General features: G+C 63.8%; 27 protein-coding genes and 1 tRNA gene. 16 read left to right on the top strand and 12 right to left on the bottom strand.

Annotated elements, in window-relative coordinates; genetic code table 11:
- Positions 1-15 precede the first annotated feature (15 nt).
- Complete coding sequence (locus F3H96_RS31440) at positions 16-645, top strand: hypothetical protein (protein ID WP_244620213.1); 630 nt, start codon at positions 16-18, stop codon at positions 643-645.
- Between the two features lie 232 nt (positions 646-877).
- Positions 878-1,093, top strand: a complete 216-nt coding sequence (locus tag F3H96_RS29525; RefSeq protein WP_149805165.1) for a hypothetical protein — start codon at positions 878-880, stop codon at positions 1,091-1,093.
- 66 nt (positions 1,094-1,159) lie between these two features.
- Here F3H96_RS29525 and F3H96_RS29520 read toward each other — a convergent pair whose 3' ends face one another.
- The 4 genes from F3H96_RS29520 to F3H96_RS29505 form a co-directional block, all read right to left on the bottom strand.
- Entirely contained in the window at positions 1,160-1,552 is a 393-nt protein-coding gene (locus F3H96_RS29520; RefSeq protein WP_149805164.1) for a hypothetical protein, read from the bottom strand.
- 271 nt (positions 1,553-1,823) lie between these two features.
- Complete coding sequence (locus F3H96_RS29515) at positions 1,824-2,672, bottom strand: glutathione S-transferase family protein (protein WP_149805163.1); 849 nt, start codon at positions 2,670-2,672, stop codon at positions 1,824-1,826.
- Positions 2,673-2,694: 22 nt separating this feature from the next.
- A complete protein-coding gene (locus F3H96_RS29510) occupies positions 2,695-3,276 on the bottom strand; it encodes a VOC family protein (RefSeq protein WP_149805162.1) in 582 nt (193 codons plus the stop codon).
- A gap of 363 nt (positions 3,277-3,639) precedes the next feature.
- Positions 3,640-4,080, bottom strand: a complete 441-nt coding sequence (locus F3H96_RS29505; protein WP_149805161.1) for an SRPBCC family protein — start codon at positions 4,078-4,080, stop codon at positions 3,640-3,642.
- Between the two features lie 117 nt (positions 4,081-4,197).
- On the opposite strand from F3H96_RS29505, the gene F3H96_RS29500 reads away from it, so the two are divergent.
- Positions 4,198-5,259 (top strand): adenylate/guanylate cyclase domain-containing protein, encoded by a 1,062-nt coding sequence (locus F3H96_RS29500; protein ID WP_149805160.1) that lies wholly within the window; start codon positions 4,198-4,200, stop codon positions 5,257-5,259.
- A gap of 126 nt (positions 5,260-5,385) precedes the next feature.
- On the opposite strand, the gene F3H96_RS29495 is transcribed toward F3H96_RS29500, so the two are convergent.
- From F3H96_RS29495 to F3H96_RS29485, 3 genes are all read right to left on the bottom strand, one after another.
- A tRNA-Glu gene (locus F3H96_RS29495) sits at positions 5,386-5,460 on the bottom strand.
- A gap of 85 nt (positions 5,461-5,545) precedes the next feature.
- Positions 5,546-5,959, bottom strand: coding sequence for a VOC family protein (locus F3H96_RS29490; RefSeq protein WP_149805159.1), 414 nt, complete (start codon positions 5,957-5,959; stop codon positions 5,546-5,548).
- Between the two features lie 11 nt (positions 5,960-5,970).
- A complete protein-coding gene (locus F3H96_RS29485) occupies positions 5,971-6,354 on the bottom strand; it encodes a fimbrial protein (protein WP_149805158.1) in 384 nt (127 codons plus the stop codon).
- 26 nt (positions 6,355-6,380) lie between these two features.
- Between F3H96_RS29485 and F3H96_RS29480 the strand changes: the two genes are divergently transcribed.
- Both F3H96_RS29480 and rpoH read left to right on the top strand, forming a co-directional pair.
- On the top strand, positions 6,381-7,436 hold the full coding sequence (locus F3H96_RS29480; protein ID WP_149805157.1) for an RluA family pseudouridine synthase: 1,056 nt from the start codon (positions 6,381-6,383) through the stop codon (positions 7,434-7,436).
- Between the two features lie 216 nt (positions 7,437-7,652).
- Entirely contained in the window at positions 7,653-8,564 is a 912-nt protein-coding gene (gene rpoH, locus F3H96_RS29475; RefSeq protein WP_149805156.1) for an RNA polymerase sigma factor RpoH, read from the top strand.
- Between the two features lie 329 nt (positions 8,565-8,893).
- Here the strand turns inward: rpoH and F3H96_RS29470 are convergent, their stop codons facing one another.
- The 3 genes from F3H96_RS29470 to F3H96_RS29460 all read right to left on the bottom strand — a co-directional run bounded on the left by F3H96_RS29470 (position 8,894) and on the right by F3H96_RS29460 (position 10,380).
- A complete protein-coding gene (locus tag F3H96_RS29470) occupies positions 8,894-9,553 on the bottom strand; it encodes a peroxiredoxin (RefSeq protein ID WP_149805155.1) in 660 nt (219 codons plus the stop codon).
- 184 nt (positions 9,554-9,737) lie between these two features.
- Complete coding sequence (locus F3H96_RS29465) at positions 9,738-10,103, bottom strand: cell division protein ZapA (RefSeq protein WP_149805154.1); 366 nt, start codon at positions 10,101-10,103, stop codon at positions 9,738-9,740.
- A gap of 4 nt (positions 10,104-10,107) precedes the next feature.
- On the bottom strand, positions 10,108-10,380 hold the full coding sequence (locus tag F3H96_RS29460) for a DUF4164 domain-containing protein (RefSeq protein ID WP_149805153.1): 273 nt from the start codon (positions 10,378-10,380) through the stop codon (positions 10,108-10,110).
- A gap of 258 nt (positions 10,381-10,638) precedes the next feature.
- Here F3H96_RS29460 and tkt point away from each other — a divergent pair, with 258 nt between their 5' ends.
- The 7 genes from tkt (at position 10,639) to F3H96_RS29425 (ending at position 19,984) form a co-directional block, all read left to right on the top strand.
- Complete coding sequence (tkt, locus tag F3H96_RS29455; RefSeq protein WP_149805152.1) at positions 10,639-12,630, top strand: transketolase; 1,992 nt, start codon at positions 10,639-10,641, stop codon at positions 12,628-12,630.
- Between the two features lie 155 nt (positions 12,631-12,785).
- Complete coding sequence (gap, locus tag F3H96_RS29450; protein WP_149805151.1) at positions 12,786-13,796, top strand: type I glyceraldehyde-3-phosphate dehydrogenase; 1,011 nt, start codon at positions 12,786-12,788, stop codon at positions 13,794-13,796.
- Between the two features lie 156 nt (positions 13,797-13,952).
- The gene (locus F3H96_RS29445; protein WP_149805150.1) at positions 13,953-15,848 is read left to right on the top strand and encodes a potassium/proton antiporter; all 1,896 of its coding nucleotides are present in this window, start codon (positions 13,953-13,955) and stop codon (positions 15,846-15,848) included.
- A 103-nt stretch (positions 15,849-15,951) separates the two neighbouring features.
- A complete protein-coding gene (locus F3H96_RS29440) occupies positions 15,952-17,148 on the top strand; it encodes a phosphoglycerate kinase (protein WP_149805149.1) in 1,197 nt (398 codons plus the stop codon).
- Between the two features lie 117 nt (positions 17,149-17,265).
- Positions 17,266-18,291, top strand: a complete 1,026-nt coding sequence (locus F3H96_RS29435; protein ID WP_149805148.1) for a class I fructose-bisphosphate aldolase — start codon at positions 17,266-17,268, stop codon at positions 18,289-18,291.
- A 150-nt stretch (positions 18,292-18,441) separates the two neighbouring features.
- Entirely contained in the window at positions 18,442-19,182 is a 741-nt protein-coding gene (locus F3H96_RS29430) for a thioredoxin family protein (protein ID WP_149805147.1), read from the top strand.
- A gap of 67 nt (positions 19,183-19,249) precedes the next feature.
- On the top strand, positions 19,250-19,984 hold the full coding sequence (locus F3H96_RS29425) for an SGNH/GDSL hydrolase family protein (RefSeq protein WP_149805146.1): 735 nt from the start codon (positions 19,250-19,252) through the stop codon (positions 19,982-19,984).
- A gap of 42 nt (positions 19,985-20,026) precedes the next feature.
- Here the strand turns inward: F3H96_RS29425 and F3H96_RS29420 are convergent, their stop codons facing one another.
- Positions 20,027-20,206, bottom strand: coding sequence for a hypothetical protein (locus tag F3H96_RS29420; RefSeq protein ID WP_188131590.1), 180 nt, complete (start codon positions 20,204-20,206; stop codon positions 20,027-20,029).
- Positions 20,207-20,392: 186 nt separating this feature from the next.
- Here F3H96_RS29420 and F3H96_RS29415 point away from each other — a divergent pair, with 186 nt between their 5' ends.
- The 3 genes from F3H96_RS29415 to F3H96_RS29405 all read left to right on the top strand — a co-directional run bounded on the left by F3H96_RS29415 (position 20,393) and on the right by F3H96_RS29405 (position 21,916).
- On the top strand, positions 20,393-20,557 hold the full coding sequence (locus F3H96_RS29415; RefSeq protein ID WP_149805145.1) for a hypothetical protein: 165 nt from the start codon (positions 20,393-20,395) through the stop codon (positions 20,555-20,557).
- 210 nt (positions 20,558-20,767) lie between these two features.
- Entirely contained in the window at positions 20,768-21,178 is a 411-nt protein-coding gene (locus F3H96_RS29410) for a hypothetical protein (protein WP_188131589.1), read from the top strand.
- 18 nt (positions 21,179-21,196) lie between these two features.
- Positions 21,197-21,916, top strand: a complete 720-nt coding sequence (locus F3H96_RS29405; RefSeq protein ID WP_149805144.1) for a YafY family protein — start codon at positions 21,197-21,199, stop codon at positions 21,914-21,916.
- 72 nt (positions 21,917-21,988) lie between these two features.
- Here F3H96_RS29405 and F3H96_RS29400 read toward each other — a convergent pair whose 3' ends face one another.
- Positions 21,989-22,681: a DUF1013 domain-containing protein gene (locus F3H96_RS29400; RefSeq protein ID WP_149805143.1), complete on the bottom strand. Its 693-nt coding sequence runs from the start codon at positions 22,679-22,681 to the stop codon at positions 21,989-21,991.
- Positions 22,682-22,916: 235 nt separating this feature from the next.
- On the opposite strand from F3H96_RS29400, the gene F3H96_RS29395 reads away from it, so the two are divergent.
- The coding region (locus F3H96_RS29395; protein WP_188131582.1) for a helix-turn-helix domain-containing protein at positions 22,917-23,140 on the top strand (224 nt) is incomplete at its 3' end.

Here is a 23,140-nt window from a genome sequence, read left to right as displayed (position 1 = left end):
CCGGCCGAGGCCCCATTGCCGCGCATATCCGTACTGTCGAAATTCCGCGTGCCGTCCGCTTCGACAGTCCCGCCCGTATCCGCCATTCCCACCCCCAAGGCCGAACCGCGCCGGTTCGTCGGCGGAATGTGCCCGACAAGCATTAACGATCCGCTAACCATAATGATTGCAACCACGTCCGGTACGGTGCCGTTGAGCCAAATCCCGATCGCGGCGCCGGCTGCGGTAATCCGGCTGTTGGCGATTAAGGCAACGACGCATTATAAGGTGCCTGAGGTGTTGCTAATGTTCCGTCGAATCGTTGCCTTTTTGCTGTGCCCGGCGCTGCTTGCAGCGGGCGGTTGCACGCGCAGCGATGACGGCACGGTGATCGTTCCAAGCCGGATGGACGTCAGGCGGGTCTGGGACAAGGCGCCGCCGGGAACGACCGCGTCGCGGCAGATCGCGTCGGACGTGTTTCCACTGCCGCCGACCACGACGCCGAGTGCGCCGGCGGGTGTCGCTCCCCGACGCTATTCCAGGCCCGCTTCGACGACGCCATCCTTGAACCAGAATCCGCCTGATACGTCTTCCGGCGAGCAGACCCCCCTCACTTGCAGGAATGTTGGCGAAACCGGCAAGCGATACCGCGTCGTCTGCGAATAACTTGCTTCGATCAATTCCGCATGGCGTGCCGGACGCCTATGCCCGGGACGGAGAATGACGGCCGGATTAACTCGCGGCGGTGGGGAACTCGGCACAGGGCCCGCGCCACCGGACCGCTGCCGAAAGTTTCGAGGGTCGGATCGCTGATTGTTCACGGATTGCTGATGAAACCTTCGGCCGGAGGAGGACGTGGTTTGCGCTGATGTGATCCGCGTTGCGGAGGAGACTGAAGATGTCCATTCACTTCGCCGTCTCTGGCCTGACCAGGAACCTGATCCACTCGCTTGGGCTGGATCATGAGCAGGCGCTGAGGCGTCTGACGCCTGAGCAAAATCTGCTGCTGGAATGCTACCTGGCCGGACAAATTCCGGAATCGGCCTGGAGCGACTATGTTTTCGAGATGCCGGAATTGGAAAAGCACGCGCATGCCCGGCGCAATGCGGCGTAATGGGTCCCGCCAAAAGCGTGACGGTTGGGAAACTGCGCAAAGGTAACCTTGAGCAGCCCGGCAATTTTATTGCTGAACTGCTTTGGCGTTGTCTTTTGGCGAATTGAACTGAAGCGTGAAGACCTTTCCCGGAATTCCTTGCGCGAGCGTCGGCGAGAAGCTGAGCGGCAGGCAATTGCGCAAGGCGGCCGTCGCCGCGTCGACATAGGCCTGACGCGCCTTGTCATCGCCGCTGACCTTGATGGCCGTCGGCTTCGGCGGGCCGATCAGCGTGCCGTCGCGCTTGAAGCTGAAGCTCAAGGTGACCGAGGAATTTCCGGAATTGGCAGGCGGGGTCCAGCACGCCTGCAAGGCGGCTCCGACCTCATTCATGGTGTTGACCGACGCGGCATCCGCAGGAAAGGGAGGCAGCGCCAGCAACGCGCCGACGATCGCCGAATACCGTGCCATGCCTTTCATCGCCAGTCTCCTCGCTTTCGTCCGTTCGCCTGACGGCATGGTACGACCAACGAGGAGGATGACAATAGGATTTCAACCCGATTGACCCAGGCGAAAGTCATCAAGATCATGTCGTCGTGACGCCGGCATGGCCGTCGCCGAAAAAGCAAAAGGCCGGCTGAGAGCCGACCTTTCCCTTGCCTCGTCATGGCGCCAGTACATCCATGGTCGCGGCGAGGACTGACGCCAGTAGACAGGTCTTGGGTAAACGAAACCTTAACCCGACAGGCCGCTACGCCGTGGCCTGCGCTTTCACATGTGCGATGTAGCCGCGCACGTCGCCGGCCGGTTCCGCATAGGCCTTGCCGAGCTTCTTCTCCACCGCCGCCATATACTCCTGCGCCCATTTCGGCAGCGCGTAGTCGACCACCGCCAGGAATTCGAGCGTCGCCGCCAGCCTTATATCGGCGATCGATGGATTCTTGCCGCCGCCGATGAACGGCTTGCCGTCGCGGAAGAAAGAGTGAAACACCTCGAGCGGCTCGGCGATCGCGGCCATCGCCGCCTTCTGCGCTTCCGATTTCTTGTCGGGATGGGCGTCGCTGTGGCCGACCTCGCCGGCATATTGCGGGAAGCCGAGCGCCGGGTATGTCGCGCGCGCGACATAGGGATAAAGCGTGCCGACCAGATAGAACATGGCGCTATCGATCATCGCCCGCTTGGCCGGCGACTTCGGATAGAACTTTTCCAGCCCATGCTTGTTGGCGAGATACTGCATGATGGCGCAGCTTTCCCACAGCACGCCGCGCGGCAGGCCCTTGTCCTCGATCATCGGCGTCAGATGCGCCGGATTGCGCGCCAGGAACTCCGGCGAACGCGTATGGCCCCAGGCGTCGGTTTCCGCGGGATCGAGCCCAGCCGCGCGCGTGAACACCCGCACCGTCATGTTGTTGACGCTCGGCCTCAGCATGCTGAGCTTTACGCCCGGCTTCTTAGCCGGCTTCGTTTTGGCCTTGGACGCGGCCTTTGCCGTCGCTTTAGGCGCGGCTTTCGCCATCACCTTCGCGGCCTTCTTCGCCGCGGGCTTTGCCGCGGCTCCGGCCGCGGGTTTCCTCACGCTCTTCGTTGCAGCCTTTGCCATCTTGGTCCTCCCTCCGACCTGGTTAGTATGGATCTTTTGCCGCCCTGTTTTCCGACAAGGTTTCGCGCGACCGCTCCACCAGCGCCTGGATGGCGTCGGCAAGGTGCACTTCGGCTATGTTGTAGTCGCTACGCGCCACGCGGATCTTGTGCGCTTCCATCAGCACCTCGGCATGGGTGAAGCCGGCCGGCGGCTCGAAGCGGTAGGAAGCCAGCTCGATCAGCAGTCCCAGCGGATCCTCGAAATAGATCGAATCCATGAAGCCGCGATCCTTGACGCCGCTGTGTTTGATACCGCGCTCGTCGAGCCGCGCGACCGCTTGCAGGAAGGTGACCCGCGATACCGAGAACGCGATGTGGTGGACGCAGCCGATATCGGTCGGTGTCCGCCGCTTGACCGGCGTGCGGCTCTCGTCCGTGAAGACGGTGATCAGCCGCCCGTCGCCCGGATCGAAATAGAGATGGCTTTCGCTGGCCTTGTCGAGATTGGGCTGCTCGAAGATGAAGGGCATGCCGAGCACGCCCTCCCAGAAGTCGATCGACGTCTGTCGCCCGGCGCCGACCAGCGTGATGTGATGAACGCCTTGCGACTGCAGCTTCCGCATTGGCTCCTCCCCGCCTGTACTTGCGCCCTGCCGCTGGCGCGTTCCAGATGGCCAGCCGCCCGTGGATCAGCGCTTGGCACGCAACCGCGCCCGGTTCACATCCCCTGCGCGCGGCATGTCGCGTCTTTTTCGATTGCGGCCGGAGCGTTGATGACGGGATGCTAATTCAATCCCGGACGTTGCGCCAGAAGCACCCGGACGTCAACGACGCAGTGGCGCCGGCAATACGGACGGCCGGATCGCCATCCGATTTCCGCGGCAGCCCGCAGGTCGCTGAGTTCCCCGAGCGGCAGTTCAAGGGGCCTCGTTGACGCATGCCGCGCCTTGTTCGGATGACGGGCATCCGCGACCCGAGGCTGAAAATCACATATTCTCCATCGGCACGTCGGGATCGACATGTCCCCCATCGGCAGTGATCTTCAGCCTCGAGAGGTAGTGCTCCCATCCCTTTCGATGGCTGTCACGCTCCTTTGCGTTCGGCAGTCCGCTGTGCGTGAAGCGGATCAGTGTCCCCGCATCCTTCGCGATCAGGTCGATCTCGACATGGCTGGAGCCGGGCGGCACGGTCTCGTTGTCTTCCCAGCCAAAACTGTAGGCAAGACGGTGGACCGGGATCACCTCGGTGAACTCACCGCGCGCCATATGGCGACCACCGACATTGACGAGGAACAGACCGCCCGGCGTTGCATCCAAATTCGCTTCGGTCCCGATCCATCGCACGATCTGGTCCGGATCGGTCAAAAGCGCGAACACGGTCGCTTGTGGCGCCGCGACCTCAATCTCCGTGTAAACCGATTCCGCCATTTGCTCACTCCACGTCACATCCGCATCGAATGCCGTGCATGATTGAAGCGAATGTGGGGAGTTGCAACAAGATGTTCGAGGCGTAAGCATAAGCCGGTGCCGAGTGACCTTCTACCGATGCTTCTCGCAAACTCGCTTTCATTCCTTCTGGACGAGGCCGCGCATGTTGGCGACGGTGGGCGACTTCTATTGCAGCTCTCGACGCATTTGATCGAAGACGGCCTGCCGATCATTGCCGGCGCGCTGGCGCAGGATGCTCCCGACCCGATTATTTCACGCCGCATCTGGCTCTGGCGAGCGCCTGGCGGTGAAGTGATCGAGGCTTTGGGGATAGGCGCCGACCGCCAGGATGCCGATCCCCGGCTCGTGCTGCGGGAGTGGCTTGGCACGACGCAGGCGATCGTCCCCGACGAGGGCGGTGTCGCGCCGACTTTGGTGTGGGCATTCGATCATACTCCGGATGAGGCGCAGTCAGAACTGCTGCGGCAAATCTCCCGGTTTGCTGCGGCTCCGATGACCGCGCTCGCAGAACGGTCTGCGAAACGCGCATTGCTCGAGGCATATTTGGGAAAGCGCAGCGCAGCGCATGTGCTCGACGGTCATTCTCGTCGAGCAAAGGGAGAGACGATACGGGCTGCGCTTCTGTGCGCTGACCTTCGAGGTTTCACCGATCTATCCGAGCTTTATGATGCAGACGAGATCGTATTGGTGCTTGATGCCTGGTTCGATTGCGTTGCCGGCGCGGTGCACGCGTTTGGTGGCGAGGTTCTGAAGTTTATAGGTGATGGCGTCCTCGCGATTTTCCCGATCGGCGAGCGCGATGCAAGGGCCGCATGTGACGCGGCGGTACGCGCCGTGAAGGCCACGCGCGCCGGGATAGATCATCTCAACCAGACTCGGCGCCACAGTGGGGGCCCTGAGTTCGGATATGGCATTGGCCTGCATGTCGGCGAGATACTTTGGGGCAATATCGGCACTGCCGGCAGGTTGGACTTCACCGCGATCGGCAAGGCTGTAAATCTTGTCAGCCGCATCGAAGGGCTATGCAAGCCGTTAGGACGGACGGTGCTCGCGTCGACAGTGTTCGAAGCAGAAACTACCGAGCCGATGATCGCCATGGGCAGTCATCCGCTCAGAGGAATAGCAGGCACGCAAACGCTTTTCAGCTTACCGGAATAGATCGAATGGTTGAGCGCGCCAAGACCGGCGCCGGGATGGTGGACGCCTTGCGGAGCTTGTCGAAACGATCCGTTGCGTTCGTACTCGCCGGATACTCGAAGGATATGGCAAGTGGTCGAAGAAACTTGGTACGCCCAAGGGGAATCGAACCCCTGTTCCCGCCGTGAGAGGGCGGTGTCCTGACCGCTAGACGATGGGCGCGCTCAAGAACCGGCTACATAGGCTGGCGTTCGCGAAAAAGCAACTGGGGTTTCGGCCGCTTTGCGCGCTTTGCTAAACGCCCCGGTCAGCCTTGCTGTTTCGGCTCGATCAGGTCCCATAGATTGCCGTAGAGATCGGCGAAGACGGCCACCGTGCCATAGGCCTCATGCCGCGGCGCCTCGCGGAACTCGACGCCCTTGCCAAGCATCGCCTTGTGGTCGCGGGCGAAATCGTCGGTTTCGAGGAACAGGAACACCCGGCCGCCGGTCTGGTTGCCGATGCGGCTTGCCTGCTCTTCGCCCGATGCCTCCGCCAGCAGCAGCCGCGCACCATTGCCGTTTGGCGGCGCGACAGTTACCCAGCGTTTGCCGCTGCCGAGATCGACATCGTCGGTCAGCACGAAGCCGAGTCGTTCGACATACCAGCGAACCGCCTCGTCGTAATTGCCGACGACCAGCGCGACGGTGGCAATGCTGCGATGTCCGGCGAAACCGCTCATTTGTTGCGGGCTCATTTGGTACGGATTGCGAACTGGCCGATGACGCGGCGCTCGACGATGTCGTAGACGAAGATCGAACGGCTGCCGTCGGCAAGCTCGGCGTCGATCGACAGGCGGTTGCCGGAGAGCGACTGGCTGACCACCTTGGCGCCCACGGGAAGCACGATGTCGGCTGAGAGCGGCGCCCCGGCAGGAGCCTGGACGTCGCCTGCAGGCGCCAAGCCCGCGACCGGCGCGTTGCGGGCTTTATAGACAAGCGCCCCGATCACCACCATAAGGGCGAGGAACAGAAGGCCGAGATTGACGATCATGAAGCGAACGAGCTTCCGGCGCACGTTCTCGGCCGCGGGGTCGAGGGGCTTTTCCTCATCTTCTTCGGCGATCGGCCGGGCCATGGCTAAACATTCCGCAACGGGTTTCGATGAGCGCTCATAACGAAGAGACCTCCATATTGATAGGGGATCAAGCCGAGCAAGGCGAAGCGGTCGTGCTGGAGGCCGGCGCCGACGCCGCCGGTCAGCGTCTCGACCAATGGCTGGCCGCGCGGCTCGGCCCGGATATCTCGCGCAGCCGCGTCCAGTCGCTGATCAAGCAGGGTGCCGTGTCGATCGCCGGCAAGCCGGTCGAGGAAGCCAAGCGCAAGATGGCGGCCGGCGAGCGTGTCTCGGTCGTCATGCCGGAGCCTGAGCCGGCCGCGCCGCAAGGCGAGAGCATTCCGCTCGACATCCTCTACGAGGACGATGAGCTGATCGTCATCAACAAGCCGGCCGGGCTGGTCGTCCATCCCGGCGCCGGCAACTGGACCGGCACGCTGGTCAACGCGCTGATCCATCATTGCGGCGACAGCCTGTCCGGCATCGGTGGCGTCAGGCGGCCGGGCATCGTCCACCGTCTCGACAAGGAAACCAGCGGCGTCATGGTCGTGGCCAAGACCGACCGCGCCCACAAGGCCCTGTCCGAATCTTTTGCCGACCATGGCCGCACCGGCGATCTCGAGCGCGCCTATCTGGCGCTGGTCTGGGGCATTCCGCAGCGGCCGACCGGCACCATCGATGCCGCCCTCGGCCGCGCCGCCGACCGCGTCCGTCGCGCGGTCGTTCCCGAGGGCCGCGACGACGCCCGCCACGCCATAACCCATTTCAGCGTTGTCGAGCGCTTCGGCGAAGGCCAGCAGGTTTTCGCCAGCGCGAGCCTGGTCGAATGCCGGCTGGAGACCGGCCGCACCCACCAGATCCGCGTCCACATGGCCCATATCGGCCACCCCGTGATCGGCGACCCGGATTACGGGCAGGCCTTCCGGACCAAGGCCAACCGGCTGCCCGAACCCTTGAAAGCCAAGGTCAAGGCCTTTCCCCGGCAGGCCCTGCATGCCTGGCTTCTTGAATTCCGGCATCCGGCCACCCATTTAACGATGAGGTTCGAAGCGCCGATGCCGGGAGACATGGAGGAACTCGTCAACGACTTCCGGAAACTCTGAATCGACCCGCCACGAACCAGCTGCAAACCAGCCATCAAAAAACCTGACCGGCGTTGTTCACTTTAGCGTGACAGACTGTTTAGCGTTGAACAAATGCCTGTCTTTTCTGGTTTTGTTCCTATATAAAGAGGTTGTCGCGGATGAGCCTTTGACATCCGCAACGCATGCCCGCCGCGTTTCGGGGGCATCCACTCCAAAGAGAGAGGGGGCGCTATCATGGCCCAATCATTACCCAGTATCGTTTCCGGTGAAGGCGGTCTCGCCCGTTACCTGGAAGAAATCCGCCGCTTTCCGATGCTTCAGCCGCAGGAAGAGTACATGCTCGCCAAGCGTTATGCCGAGCATCAGGACACTTCCGCCGCCCACAAGCTCGTCACCAGCCATTTGCGGCTCGTCGCCAAGATCGCCATGGGTTATCGCGGCTACGGCCTGCCGATCGGCGAGGTGATCTCGGAAGGCAATGTCGGCCTCATGCAGGCCGTGAAGAAATTCGAACCGGAGCGTGGTTTCCGGCTCGCCACCTATGCCATGTGGTGGATCAAGGCCTCGATCCAGGAATACATCCTGCGCTCGTGGAGCCTGGTCAAGATGGGCACCACCGCCAACCAGAAGCGTCTGTTCTTCAACCTGCGCAAGGTGAAGGGCAAGATCCAGGCGCTCGACGACGGCGACTTGAAGCCCGACCAGATCGCCGAGATCGCCACCCGCCTCAACGTCTCCGAGGCCGAAGTGGTGTCGATGAACCGCCGCCTGTCGGGCGACGCTTCGCTCAACGCTCCGATCCGGGCGAGCGAGGGCGAGTCCGGCGAATGGCAGGACTGGCTGGTCGACGACCACGAAAGCCAGGAAGAGATGCTGATCGAGCAGGACGAGCTGGAAAACCGGCGCGCCATGCTCTCCGGCGCCCTGTCGGTGCTTAACGAGCGCGAGCGGCGCATCTTCGAGGCGCGTCGCCTTGCCGAAGAGCCGCTGACGCTGGAAGAGCTGTCGGCCGAGTTCGACATCAGCCGCGAGCGCGTGCGCCAGATCGAGGTGCGCGCCTTCGAGAAGGTGCAGGACGCGGTCAAGGCCGCCGCCAAGCGCCAGACCCAGGCGCTGCGCACCATCGAGGCGCAGCCGGCGGCTTAACAAGCTCAAGGCATCAATGAAAAAGGCGGCGCTTCGGCGCCGCCTTTTTTGTTGGACGCCCGCGATTGGCGAAGGCCGCGATGCCAGCCCTCTCTCCCCGTCTCTATACGATACGGGGAGAAATGCCCGGTCCACCCTCCGTAGCTGCAACCCAGTTGCAGCGAGGGATGGGCAGGGCAATGAGGGGCGGCGCCAAGTCTGCGAGGGTGTCATCCAGAGCGAGACATTGGGAGGCTGGGGCGCGCTCATTGTCGGAATGCCGCGCCGCCCCTCATCCGCCCTTCGGGCACCTTCTCCCCGTTGAACGGGGAGAAGGGGAGAAGGAAAGCTCAGGCCGTCGGCTGCTTGGTCTTGCGCAGATACGGCAGCACCGTCTCGTAGGCGCCGAAGCGCTTGATCGCATCCTCGTTGGAGACGGCGGCGGTGATGATGACGTCCTCGCCCTGCTTCCAGTTCGCAGGCGTCGCCACCTGATGCTTGGCCGTGAGCTGGATGGAATCGATGACGCGCAGGATCTCGTCGAAGTTGCGGCCTGTGGTCATCGGATAGGTCAGCACCAGCTTGATCTTCTTGTCCGGGCCGATGACGTAGACCGAACGCACGGTGGCGTTGTCGGCCGGCGTGCGGCCTTCGGAGCTCTCGCCGGCGCCGGCCGGCAGCATTTCATAAAGCTTGGCGACCTTCAGATCCTTGTCGCCGATCAGCGGGTAGTTCACCGTCTGGCCGGTGGCGGTCTTGATGTCGGCCTGCCACTTGTCGTGGCTCGCCACCGGATCGACGGAAATGCCGATGATCTTGACGTTGCGCTTTTTGAACTCGCCCTCGAGGCCGGCCATGGTGCCGAGCTCGGTGGTGCAGACCGGCGTGAAATTCTTCGGATGGCTGAACAGCACCGCCCAGCCGTCGCCGATCCAATCGTGGAACTTGATGGTGCCCTGCGTGGTCTCGGCCGTGAAATCCGGCGCGATATCGTTGATACGAAGACTCATGACCTATCCCTACCCTTTTTTGTGAAACAGTGGCCGGTGCGGCCGGCGCGGATGCTAAGCTAGCACCATCGCGGCTTCGGCGAAACGCCGACAGCCGCGGCCAAGGCCGCCGAAGGGCGAATTTTTTCGCGACCACCGGACAATCCGCGGCAGGATTTCCTGCGTTCGTGATCGGTAGCGCCGCTCAGGCTCTCTTTATCGCCAGCGTCGCCGTGAGATCTTCCATGCGCTGCGCCAGCGCGTCGAGCGCCGTGGTCAGCACGCTGTCGCTCTTGTCCGCCTTGGTCAGCGCTTCGTCGCGTGTCTTGCGCAGCGTCAGAACCTCGCTCTCCATGCCCTTGACGCGCTTGGTGAGCTCGGACAGCTCGTCCATCACCATGATGCCGGCCATGACGGTAAGCCGCTGGTCGCCGATCTCGCCGAAGGAATCCTTCAGATGCGAGACATAGCGGTCGAAACGCTCGGCGAGGTCGATCAGGTGCTCTTCCTGTCCCTCGTCGCAGGCCATGCGATACTGCTTGCCGTCGATGGAAACCGTGACCTGTGCCATTGCCTTACCTGTCCAGAACCGCCCGGATGGTTTCCATGGCGGTCACCAGCCGGCGCGACACTTCCTTGTTGGCATCTTCCAGCCGTTCGGCGCGCGCTTCGGAATTGTCGAGCTCTTGCGCCAGACGCGACCGGTCGGCGTTCATACGCTGCACCTCGGCCTCGGCTTCCGAATAATCGCGCTCGTGCTCGAGCCGCGCCGCCACGGCATTTTCGAGGCCTTCCATGGCCTTGCCCAGCCTGGCGATAACTTCCTTGAGGGTCGTGTCCCCGGTCATGGCCTTCGTCCTGTGCCCTGCCCATCACCGAATCGCACGCGTTCAGAACGCGTTACCTCGGAAAGATTAGGCACCGGGTGAAGGGCGCGTCAACAAAGCTCTCGCGACTGTCCCCCGCTATCGCTAATGTACGGCGCCCGACCGCATCACAAGCGCGGCAAAAACCGGCCGATTTGTTGACTCAAGGGCCGCGCCTGCTATGTGTCGCGCACCCTTTCCAGGGCACTCCCAAGCCCCAACCCCCACCCCGGAGGAAGCATGAGCTCGCGCGAACAACATGACCGGATGGCGAACGCGATCCGTTTTCTTTCCATGGATGCCGTCGAGAAGGCGAATTCAGGCCATCCCGGCCTGCCGATGGGCTGCGCCGACATCGCCACGGTGCTGTTCAGCCGCTTCCTGAAATTCGACGCCAAGGCCCCGCACTGGGCTGACCGCGACCGCTTCATCCTGTCGGCCGGCCACGGCTCGATGCTGCTTTACTCGCTCCTCTACCTGACCGGCTATGAGGACATGACGATCGACCAGATCAAGAATTTCCGCCAGCTTGGTTCCAAGACCGCCGGCCATCCCGAACACGGCCATGCCGCCGGCATCGAGACCACCACCGGCCCGCTCGGCCAGGGCCTTGCCAATTCGGTCGGCTTCGCGCTGGGCGAGCGCATCATGAACGCCGCCTTCGGCAACGATCTCGTCAACCACTACACCTATGTGCTGTGCGGTGACGGCTGCCTGATGGAAGGCGTTTCCCAGGAAGCCATCGCGCTTGCCGGCCACCTGAAGCTCAACAAGCTGATCGTCTTCTGGGACAACAACAACATCTCGATCGACGGCCCGGTCTCGCTTGCCGACAACACCGATCAGGTCGCGCGCTTCCAGGCTTCCGGTTGGAACGCCAGCCACATCGACGGCACGGATCCGGAAGCCATCGCCTATGCCATCGAGGCGGCGCGCCATTCCGACAAGCCGACGATGATTGCCTGCAAGACCACCATCGGCTTCGGCGCCCCGACCAAGGCCGGCACCAACAAGGCGCACGGCTCGCCGCTCGGCGCCGAGGAAATCGCCGGCGCGCGCAAATTCTTCAATTGGGACTCGCCGCCCTTCGAGGTTCCGGCCGACATCCTCGGCGCCTGGCGCGCCGTCGGCACCGGCGGCGCCAAGGCGCGCGCCGATTGGGAAGGCCGTCTTGCCAAGGCCGACGCCAAGCTCAGAAGCGAATTCGAACGTCGTATCTCGGGCAAGCTGCCGTCCAATTTCGATGCCGTCATCGCCGACTACAAGAAGAAGCTCTCGACCGACAAGCCGAAGGTCGCCACCCGCAAGTCGTCGGAAATGGCGCTGGAAGTGATCAATGGCGCGGTGCCGGAAACCGTTGGCGGCTCGGCCGATCTCACCGGCTCCAACAACACCAAGACCAGCCAGACCAAGAACATCACGCCGGACGATTACGGCCAGCGCTATGTCCATTACGGCATCCGCGAGCACGGCATGGCGGCGGCAATCAACGGCCTGACCCTGCATGGCGGCCTGATCGCCTATGGCGGCACTTTCCTGTGCTTCTCTGACTATGCCCGCCCGTCGATGCGCCTGGCCTCGCTGATGGGCATCCGCTCGATCTTCGTCATGACGCATGATTCGATCGGTCTCGGCGAGGACGGCCCGACGCACCAGCCGGTCGAGCATCTGGCGGCGCTGCGCGCCATTCCGAACCACAATGTTTTCCGCCCGGCCGATGCGGTCGAAACCGCCGAATGCTGGCAGATCGCGCTCGAAACCGAAAAGACGCCGTCGACCCTGGCGCTGACCCGCCAGAACCTGCCGACGGTGCGCGCCGAATTCAGCGCCAAGAACCTGAGCAGTCAGGGCGCCTACGAGCTTGCCGCCGCCAGCGGCGAGGCGGTCGTGACGATCTTTGCCACGGGTTCCGAGGTCGAGATCGCGCTCGGCGCGCGCGACCTCCTGGAAAAGCATGGCCATCCGACCCGCGTCGTCTCGGTGCCCTGCTTCGAGCTGTTCGACCAGCAGAGCGACGAGTACCGCAAGAAGACGATCGGCAACGCCAAGGTGAAGGTCGCGATCGAGGCTGGCATCCGCCAGGGCTGGGATCACCTGATCGGCACCGACGGCATCTTCGTCGGCATGCACGGCTTCGGCGCGTCGGGGTCGATCGAACAGCTCTATCCGCATTTCGGCATCACCGCCGAGGCCGCGGCAAATGCGGTCGAAGCCCGTCTGCACGGCAGGTAGGAATTGGCTCGGGCCCGGCAGCGCCGATTAACGGTTTTGCCGGGCTGGACCAACCTAATCGATTTAGATTCAACCTCCTGCGGCTGGATTCTTGCGCCATCCGCCGTTATGAAGCTGCGGACCCATCCGCTTTCCAGCCCCCAAGGGAGAGAACAATGACCGTCAGAGTTGCCATCAATGGATTTGGCCGTATCGGCCGCAACATCCTGCGCGCCATCCACGAATCCGGCCGCAAGGACATCGAGGTCGTCGCCGTCAACGATCTCGGGCCGGTCGAGACCAACGCGCATCTGCTGCGTTATGACAGCGTGCACGGCCGCTTTCCGCATGAGGTGACCGTCGACGGCGACCAGATCTCGGTCGGCACCGAGAAGTTCAAGGTCACCGCGATCAAGGATCCGACCCAGCTGCCATGGAAGGAACTCGGCGTCGACATCGCGCTCGAATGCACCGGCATTTTCACTGCCCGCGACAAGGCTGCCGCGCACCTCACCGCCGGCGCCAAGCGCGTCCTCGTTTCGGCGCCGGCCGAAGGCGCTGATCTCACCGTCGTCTACGGCATCAACCACGACAAGCTGACCAAAGACCACATCGTCATCTCGAACGCGTCCTGCACCACCAACTGCCTGGCGCCGCTGGCGGCGGTGCTGCACGAGACCGTAGGCATCGAGAAGGGCATGATGACGACGATCCACTCCTACACCGGCGACCAGCCGACGCTGGACACCATGCACAAGGATCTCTACCGCGCCCGCGCGGCGGCGCTTTCGCAGATCCCGACCTCGACCGGGGCGGCCAAGGCGATCGGCCTCGTGCTGCCCGAGCTCAAGGGCAAGCTCGACGGCATCTCGATCCGCGTGCCGACCCCGAACGTCTCGGTCGTCGATTTCAAGTTCATCGCCAAGCGCTCGACCACCGCGCAGGAGATCAACGAAGCGGTCATCGCTGCTTCCAAAGGCAAGCTCAAGGGCGTGCTTTCGGTCACCCATCATCCGAACGTGTCGATCGACTTCAACCACGACCCGCATTCCTCGATCGTGGCGCTCGACCAGACCAAGGTGATGGACGGCAATTTCGTCTCGGTGCTGTCCTGGTACGACAACGAGTGGGGCTTTTCGAACCGCATGGGCGACACCGCCGTCGCCTTCGGCAAGACCATCGCCTGATCCAAGGCTCGCTAAGCAGATCCAAACGCCCGGCCTCGGCCGGGCGTTTTTATTGGCCGGCTGCGCCAAAAACCACGCCGTCGCCTTGCGCTGGTCATGTCTTCGCCCCACTCTCCGGTAAAGCGACAGATAGAGGGATTGGAGGGGCACTAGCGGATGGAGCATGCGATCTATCTCGTGACGCTGGTCGGCACGGCGCTCATTGTCGCCGCCGCGTTTTCGAGCCTGATCGCCTTCCGCTTCGGCGCTCCCCTGCTGCTCCTCTTCCTCTGCATCGGACTTGCCACCGGCGTCGATGGCCTCGGCATCGAGTTCGACAATGCGCGGCTGGCGTATTTTGCCGGCTCACTGGCCTTGGCCATCATCCTGTTCGATTCCGGTTTCGGCACGCCGCTGAACGCGCTGCGGCAAGCGGCCGGGCCGGCGCTGTCGCTGGCCACGATCGGCGTCATCCTGACGACCGGCATCTTCAGCGTCGCCGCTTCCTATTTTCTCAAGCTCAGCTGGCTGGAATCCTCGCTGCTTGGCGCCGCCGTCGCCTCGACCGACGCGGCCGCCGTGTTCTTCCTGCTGCGCGCCGGCGAAATCCATCTGCGCGAGCGCGTGCGTTCGACACTCGAGGTGGAATCCGGCACCAATGACCCGATCGCCATCTTCCTCACCATCACCCTGGTCGAGATCATCGCCGCGCACGCCAACCCGGAAGCCAACGTGCTGGCCACCAGCCTGCTGCTCGGTTTTCTTGTCAATATGGGGCTCGGCGCCATTGTCGGCGTGCTCGGCGGCTTTGGCATCGTGCGTCTGGTCGAGCGACTGAACCTCGACCACGGCCTGCTGCCGATCTTCGTGCTGACCCTCTCGCTGATGGTGTTTGCCGCCGCCGGCGCCATTGGCGGCTCGGGCTTCCTCGCCGTCTATCTTGCCGGCCTCATCGCCGGCAATTCCGACATCCGCGCCGTCACCATCCTGAAGCGCTTCCAGGACGGCATGTCGTGGCTGGCGCAGATCATCATGTTCCTGATCCTCGGCCTGTTCGCCACGCCCTCGCAGTTCCCGGCGATCCTGGTGCCCGCGGTCCTGCTCGGGCTGTTCCTGATCTTCGTCGCGCGGCCGGTCGCCGTCTGGCTTTGCCTGATCCCGTTCCGCCTGCCGCGCCCCGAGGTCGCCTTTGTCTCCTGGGTCGGCCTGCGCGGCGCGGTCTCGATCCTGCTCGCCATCACGCCGCTGCTCGGCGGCCTCGAACATGGCCGGCTGATCTTCAACGCCGCCTTCATCATCGTGCTCGTGTCCCTGGTCGTGCAGGGCTGGACCGTCGGGCCGCTGGCGCGCCGCCTCGGCCTGATCGTGCCTGCCCGTCTGGGACCACTCGACAAGGTCGAGCTCGAACTGCCGGGCTCGGCCCACCACGAACTGCTCGCCTATCGCGTGGCGCCAGGCAGCCCGGTGGCGCGCGGCGAGCGCATCCCGCGCTGGGCAAGGCCCTCGCTGGTGCTGCGCGACGGCCGCTCGATGCGCTTCCAGGACATGGGTCGGCTGGCCACCGGCGACCAGGTCTACATCTTCGTGCCGGACCGCTACCCGCGCCTGCTCGACAAGCTGTTCGCCAGCCGCGCCGTGGTCGACCCCGAGGATGCCGACTTCTTCGGCGCCTTCGCCGTCGATCCGGCCCGCTCGGCGGCGGAGCTGGAAGCCGCCTATGCGCCCGGTCTCACTGAGGCCGAGCAGAAACTCACCGTCGCCGAGCTGGTTACAGAGCGGCTTGCCGGCCACGCCGAATATGCCGACCGCGTGATGATCGGCCCGATCGAGCTGATCGTTCGCGATGTCGACGAAAAAGGCAGGATCACCGGCCTTGGACTGTCCTTCGAGCCGACCGCGCCGGTGGCGCGTGTGCCGGTCTTCCTCAGCGCCGGTGAAATCGCCGACCGCGTCGTCGCCTTCATCCGCAAGTGGCGCAAACCGGCAGAAGCGGGAGCCTCTGCGGTGGAAGCCCGGGCCGAGGATGCTCCGCCGCCCGAGCCCGCGGCGCAAAAAGCAGCAAACGAAAGCTGACGTCACACGACGACATCATTTTTGCGCGCCCGCCTCAATGCAGGCCTTGCATCGTCGCCGGTGCCGGGTAAGGTCCCCGCGTTTTTCGCGGAAAGGAACCATCATGGCCGGCTTCAAGACACTCGATGATATCGGCGCCGTCGGCGGCAAGCGCGTCCTGGTGCGCGTCGACCTCAACGTTCCCGTCGCCGACGGCAAGGTCACCGACGCCACCCGCATCGAGCGCATCGCGCCGACCATCGCCGAGCTTTCGAAGAAGGGCGCCAAGGTCATCCTGCTCGCGCATTTCGGCCGTCCCAAGGACGGCCCTTCGGCCGAGTTCTCGCTGGAGCCGATCGCCGAGGCCACAGCACACGTGCTTGGACGCCCCGTCGGCTTCGCTGCCGACTGCGTCGGCGACAAGGCCGCCGAAGCCGTCGCCGCCATGAAGGACGGTGACGTCCTGCTGCTCGAAAACACCCGCTTCTACAAGGCCGAGGAGAAGAACGAGCCGGCCTTCACCGAAAAGCTCGCCGCCAATGGCGACATCTATGTCAACGATGCCTTTTCCGCCGCGCACCGCGCGCACGCCTCGACGGAGGGCCTGGCGCACCGGCTGCCCGCCTATGCCGGCCGCACCATGCAGGCCGAGCTCGATGCGCTGGAAAAGGGCCTCGGCAACCCGGTTCGGCCGGTCGTCGCCATCGTCGGCGGCGCCAAGGTCTCGAGCAAGATCGACCTGTTGATGAACCTGGTGAAGAAGGTCGACGCGCTGGTGATCGGCGGCGGCATGGCCAACACCTTTCTTGCCGCGCGCGGCACCGATGTCGGCAAGTCGCTGTGCGAACATGACCTTGCCGGCACCGCCAAGCAGATCATGATCGAGGCGGCGGAAGCCGGCTGCGCCATCATCCTGCCCATCGACGGCGTGGTGGCCAAGGAATTCAAGGCGGGTGCTGCCAGCGAGACCGTTGCCATCTCGGACGTGCCGGCCGACGGCATGGTCCTCGACGTCGGCGCAAAGACCGTCAAGAGCGTCAATGAGTGGATCGACCGCGCCGCGACACTGGTCTGGAACGGCCCGCTCGGCGCCTTCGAGATCGAGCCCTTCGACCGCGCCACGGTGGCGGCGGCCAAGCATGCGGCTGCCCGCACCAGGGAGGGCAAGCTGATCTCGGTCGCCGGCGGCGGCGACACGGTGGCCGCGCTCAACCATGCCGGCGTCGCCGACGACTTCACCTATGTCTCGACCGCCGGCGGCGCCTTCCTCGAATGGATGGAAGGCAAGCCGCTGCCCGGCGTCGAGGTGCTGAAGCGGTAAACGGTCCGAGTCCAGGCAAAGCCCGCGCGGCATTCAATCGATTCTAGCTTTTCGGCGTCATTCCTTTGGCGGTAGTGTTCTGCTAGCGCGGAACAAACGTACCGTAGGAGAGCACCCATGAGCGAACGTCTCGAAGATATCGCCACCGCGATCGCGGCCGGCGGCAAGGGCCTTTTGGCTGCCGATGAGAGCTCCGGCACCATCAAGAAGCGCTTCGACGTCATCGGCGTCGAATCGACCGCCGACAACCGGCGCGACTACCGCGAGATGATGTTCCGCGCCAAGGAGGCGATGACCAAGTACATCTCGGGCGTCATCCTCTATGACGAGACCATCCGCCAGAAGGCGGCCGACGGCACGCCGCTGGTCGACATCATCAAGGCCGCCGGCGCCATTCCCGGCATCAAGGTCGATCTCGGCGCCAAGCCTCTGGCCGGCTTCCCCGGTGACACCATCACCGAGGGTCTCGACGGTCTGCGCGAGCGGCTCGCCGATTATTACAAGCTCGGCGCCCGCTTCGCCAAATGGCGCGCGGTGATCGATATCGACACCGGCAAGGGCGTGCCGTCGGCCAATTCGATCAGCTCGAATACCCATGCGTTGGCCCGCTATGCCGCCCTTTGCCAGGAGGCCGGCATCGTGCCGATCGTCGAGCCGGAAGTGCTGATGGACGGCGCCCATTCGATCGATACCTGCTACGACGTCTCGAAGGCGACGCTGGTCAAGCTCTATGACGAACTTTACGCGGCGCGCGTCGTGCTGGAAGGCTCGATCCTGAAGCCCAACATGGTGATCTCCGGCAAGAAATCCGGCAAGACCGACAGCCCCGAGGAAATCGCCGAAAAGACGATAAAGCTGTTCCGCGAGGTGGTGCCGGCGGCAGTGCCCGGCATTGCCTTCCTCTCCGGCGGTCAGGAGGACGAGGAGGCGACCGCCAACCTCAACGCCATCAACGCATTCGGCCCGCACCCCTGGAAGCTCACCTTCTCCTATGGCCGCGCGCTGCAGGCCGCGCCGCAGAAGGCATGGAGCGGCAAGGCCTCGAACGTCGCCGCCGCCCAGGCCGCCTTCACCCATCGCGCCCACATGAACCATCTGGCGGCGCTCGGAAAATGGCAGCCGGCGCTGGAAAAAGCCGCCTGACGCCATCGCCTTCCGGCGACTGAAAACCCGGGCCGCGGCCCGGGTTTTGTTTTTTGCGGGCCGCATTCCCACCTGATGCGACGAGAACGGCGGCCATGTCGGATCGCGCCGATGTCGAACGTCCTTGGCAGGAGAGGACAGGAGATGGTCATGCAACGCAATGCCGTGGTTTCGCGCGAAGACTGGTTCGAGGCGCACCGAAAGCACCTGGAGCGCGAGAAGGAGCTGACACGGTTTCGCGACCTCATCGCCGCGGAACGGCGGCGGCTGCCCTGGCTCAAGCTGCGCAAGGATTATGTCTTCGAGAGCGAAGAGGGACCGAAGCGCCTTGCCGAACTGTTCGCCGGCAAGAGCCAGCTCATCATCTATCATTTCATGATGACGCCGGGCTCCCACCACCGTTGCGAGGGCTGCTCGTTCCTCGTCGACCACATCGACGGCGCAAACCAGCATCTGAAGCATCATGACGTCTCGCTGGTCGTCGTCGCACGCGCGCCGCTGGCCGAGATCCTGCCTTACAAGCAGCGCATGGGCTGGAAGTTCGACTGGGTGTCGTCCTACGCGTCGGATTTCAACTTCGACCTGCAGGTCTCCTTCACCGACAAGCAGATCGCCGCGGGCGAAACCACCTATAATTTCGAGAAGCGCCCTCTGAAATCGAAGGATCTGCCCGGCGCCAGCGTCTTCTATCGCAACGAGTGCGGCGACATCTTCCTCACCTTCATGTCGCGCGCCCGCGGTGGCGACGCGCTGATCGGCGCCTATCACTATCTCGACATGACGCCGAAGGGCCGCGACGAGACCGGCCCCTATCATGGCCTGATGGATTGGGTGCGCCTCCACGACGAGTATCAGGACAAGGCAGAGGGCCGGCCGGACTGCCGCGCGTGATCGGCCCCCCGTTCATCTCGGCCGCGACATGCGCTAATGACTTGCGGCTACGCTAACGGAGATCGCCATGCAGCACCTGCTCGCCCTTCTCACCTGGCTCGCTTTCCCGCTCTATGTCTGGCAGGGCCTTGGCGTGCGCCGCCGCACCACGCGCATGCTGCCCGCGCGGGGTCCGGTCCTGCATGAAATACCTGGTCAGGCGCCGGCGTTCGCTCTGCTGGTGCTGGGCGACTCCTCCGCCGCCTCGGTCGGCATCGAACAATCGCAACATGGCCTTGCCGCGCAGCTTGCCGGGCTGATCGCCGGGCGCACCGGCCGCAGCGTGCACTGGCGCGCCGCCGGCTTCAATTCGGCGACGTCCGGCCAGATCCGCGACTACGTCCTGCCCAACCTGTCGGCCGAGCCGTGGACGCATATCGTTCTTGCCATCGGCACCAACGACACCAAGAACTTTCACGCCGTGCCGCGCTTCAAGAAGGAGTTCGGCGGCCTGCTCTACGCGCTGCGCGCCAAATGGCCGGAAGCGCGCGTGGTGTGGTCGCCGGTGCTGGAATTCACCCGTGCCCCGGCAATGCCGCCGCTGCTCGGCAAGATCCTCGAGATCCGCGCCACGCGGATGAACCGCATGGGCGAGCGGCTCTGCAACGAGCCCGGCGCAATCGCCGCAGCGCGCCTGCCGATCACCAATCCCGAGGCCGGCTTCGCCTCCGATGGCTTCCACGCCTCGGAAGCAGGCTATCGCGCCTGGGCGGAACATCTGGTCGAGTTCGTGCTGAGCGACGAAAGGTCGAGTCCGGTTTGAGGTGCCTCGAGATTGAGGCGCCGGCCTGAATCTCAAGGCGCCTCAAGCCCAATGTCCGAGAACGGCAGCCAGCGAGATCGCCGCCATGGCCAGCAGCGCCAGCCTCCAGAAGTCGCCGCGCCGCTTCAATCCGGGCCAGCCGAGCGGCTTGATGACCTGGATCAGCATGATGCCGATGATGACAAGGGCAAGCAGTTTCGTCATGCCGCCTTTGACCAGCAATGCCGGCGCCTGTCAAAGCGGTTTCTCGTGCCGGCTTGGCGGCCTGCACTCCTGACAGAAGCCCGGTCGGCCAGAGCGCCTCGCCGGGCCTCGCCGCGCTTTCTCGAGGCACCTGCCAGGCTCCTGACAGACTGCTGTCAGGAGGGGTGTGAGATACTCTTCTCACCAAAAGAGAGGAGTCTGGTCATGAACGGTTACACCATCCTGCGCAGCGTACAGAATTATGTCGGCAAGATCCGCACGGTGCGCAACGAAATCCGCACGCAGCGTTTCTTGAACACTTTGCCGGCGGACATCCGCAAGGACATCGGCTGGCCGGATCTTTATGACGGCCGCGTGCGCGGGCAGTGAAATTTTCAAGGGTCCGACTTGGATAGCGACCAAGCCAGGCCCAGATGTAACGACGATGGGAAACAACGAGTTTCGGGAAAGTTGCCGCCGTCCTCCCTGGCCGCCCTGCCGCAGCCTCCTGACAGTATGTTGTCAGGAGGCTTGCGGTATTCAAAGCGGCTCCGACCCTGAAGGCGACGATTACTGTTCGTCCATGAGAGCGGTTTTCGCATGGTGAAAAGCTGGAACGATAGGCTGAACACGCCGGGCATCAACGGCATCAAGCCGTCGCCGCGCAGCGTCGGCGATGTCGTTGAGGGCCAGTCGATGCTGGTGCCGACCGCCCGTCAGGTCGACGACTTCATCCGCTCGATCCCTGAAGGGGTGGAAATGGATGTGCGCGCGCTGCGTACGGCTCTGGCCATCGAGCATGGCGCCGAGGTGACATGTCCGCTGACGATCGGCTATCATCTGCGCACGGTCGCCGAGGCCGCGCATGAGGATCTCGGGCGCGGCATGGCGTTGGGCGATGTCGCGCCCTTCTGGCGGGTATTGAACGCAGAGACGCCGCCCACGGGCAGACTGTCCTTCGGGGCGAAATTCGTTGCCGCGCAGCGTAAGCGCGAAGGGCTGAAGCCATAAACCCCGGGGGAGAAATCGATGCGCCGCGCCGACAGACTTTTCCAGATCGTGCAGCATTTGCGGGGTGGCCGGCTGGTCACCGCGCAGAAGCTCGGCACATGGCTCGAGGTTTCCGAGCGGACCATTTACCGCGACATTGCCGACCTGCAGTCGACCGGTGTGCCGATCGACGGCGAGGCCGGCGTCGGCTACATGATGAGGGAGGGTTTCGACCTTCCGCCGCTCATGTTCACGCGTGACGAGATCGTCGCGCTGGTTGCCGGTGCCCGCATGGTGCGCGCCTTTGGCGGCGCCGCGATGGCAAGGGCCGCCGACGAAGCGCTGGTCAAGATCGGCGCCGTGCTGCCCGACACCGAGAAGGACCGTATCGCCCGCACCGAGATCCACACCCCGATGTGGGTGGTGAGCGACGCGGCGCGCGAAGCGATCGACCTCATCGAGCGCGCCGTCGAGAAACGCCAGGTGCTGACCATCGACTATTCCGACGAGGCCGGTCGCAACACCGCGCGCGACATCAGGCCGCTCGGCCTGTGGTTCTGGGGCAAGGTCTGGACCTTGGTGGCCTGGTGCGAGATGCGCAACGATTTCCGCGCTTTCCGCATCGACCGCATCGCCTCGGTCGTCATCGCCGGCCGCATCTTCAAGCCGGAACGCGGCAAGCAGCTTGCCGATTTCTACCGCGCCGTCGAGCGCAGTGAGGATTACGGCATGGCGCCTGACCGCGCCGCGCGGACCTGACCTCCTGCCGAGCCGTCGTCCAACAAAAAAAAGCCCGCTCGAAGCGGGCTTTTTTGTTGAATTTCGAGACGCTTATTCTTCGTCCTCGTTCTTGTCCTTCGACTTCAAGGCCGAAAGCTTGGCGAAGACGGCGTTGGCGTCGAGTTCCTGATCCTCGTCCTTCGGCTTCTCGGGGGCGGGCACCAGCCGTTCGGTGAGTGCCGCAGGCAGCAGCGTGTCGCCAACGGGCTGTGCCGGTTCGCGGCCGCGCGAGGCGCGGTTGACTTCGAGGTCGAGGTCGATCTGCGAGGTGAGGCCGAGCGTTACCGGATCCATCGGCTGCAGATTGGCCGAATTCCAGTGCTTGCGCTCGCGGATCTGCTCGATCGTCGACTTGGTGGTGCCGACGAGGCGCGCGATCTGCGCATCCTTGAGCTCGGGATGGTTGCGCACCAGCCACAGGATGGCGTTCGGCCGGTCCTGGCGCTTCGACAGCGGCGTATAGCGCGGGCCCTTGCGCTTCGATTCCGGCACCCGCACCTTCGGCTCCGACAGCTTCAGCCGGTGGTTGACGTCCTTCTCGCCGCGCGCGATCTCGTCACGCGTCAGCTGTCCGGTGATGATCGGGTCCATGCCCTTGATGCCCTGTGCCGACTCGCCGTCGGCGATCGCCTTGACCTCCAGCGGATGGAGCCCGCAGAACTGGGCGATCTGCTCGAAGGAGAGCGCGGTGTTGTCGACGAGCCAGACGGCGGTCGCCTTGGGCATCAGCAGCGAATTGGCCATATCAAAAATCCTTCTCGTTCGCCCGCGTTCCCGCGCGGGCGGTGGTTTTAGAGCCACCAAAATGGGAAATTCGCGGCCTGTATAAACGCTCCCTCACATTTTCGCAATGTTTTTGGCAACAGCGTGTCGTAAGCAGATGAGTTGTCCGGATTAGGTAGCACGTGAGTTGTCCGGTTTTATTGCCAGCCCATGGAGGCTGGGGATGAGACGGACAGCATGGCTACAGGGCCGGAGAATGCAGAAGTTTCGGGACGTACTTAGCCGCTGGAATGGCGGCGATCTTTCGATGATGGAGGCAGGCGAGTTGCTGGGCATGTCGGAGCGGCAATTTCGCCGCTACCGTGACCGTTACGAAGAGGCTGGGGAAGCAGGGTTGCTCGACCGGCGTTTGGGCAAGATTTCGACGCGTCGGGTGCCTGCGGAAGCGATCGAGGAGATGCTTGAGCTTTATCGTCATCG

It is taken from the genome of Mesorhizobium sp. NFR06, from assembly GCF_900115245.1.
Taxonomy (GTDB): domain Bacteria; phylum Pseudomonadota; class Alphaproteobacteria; order Rhizobiales; family Rhizobiaceae; genus Mesorhizobium.
This window is presented reverse-complemented; position numbering and strand designations above follow the sequence as displayed.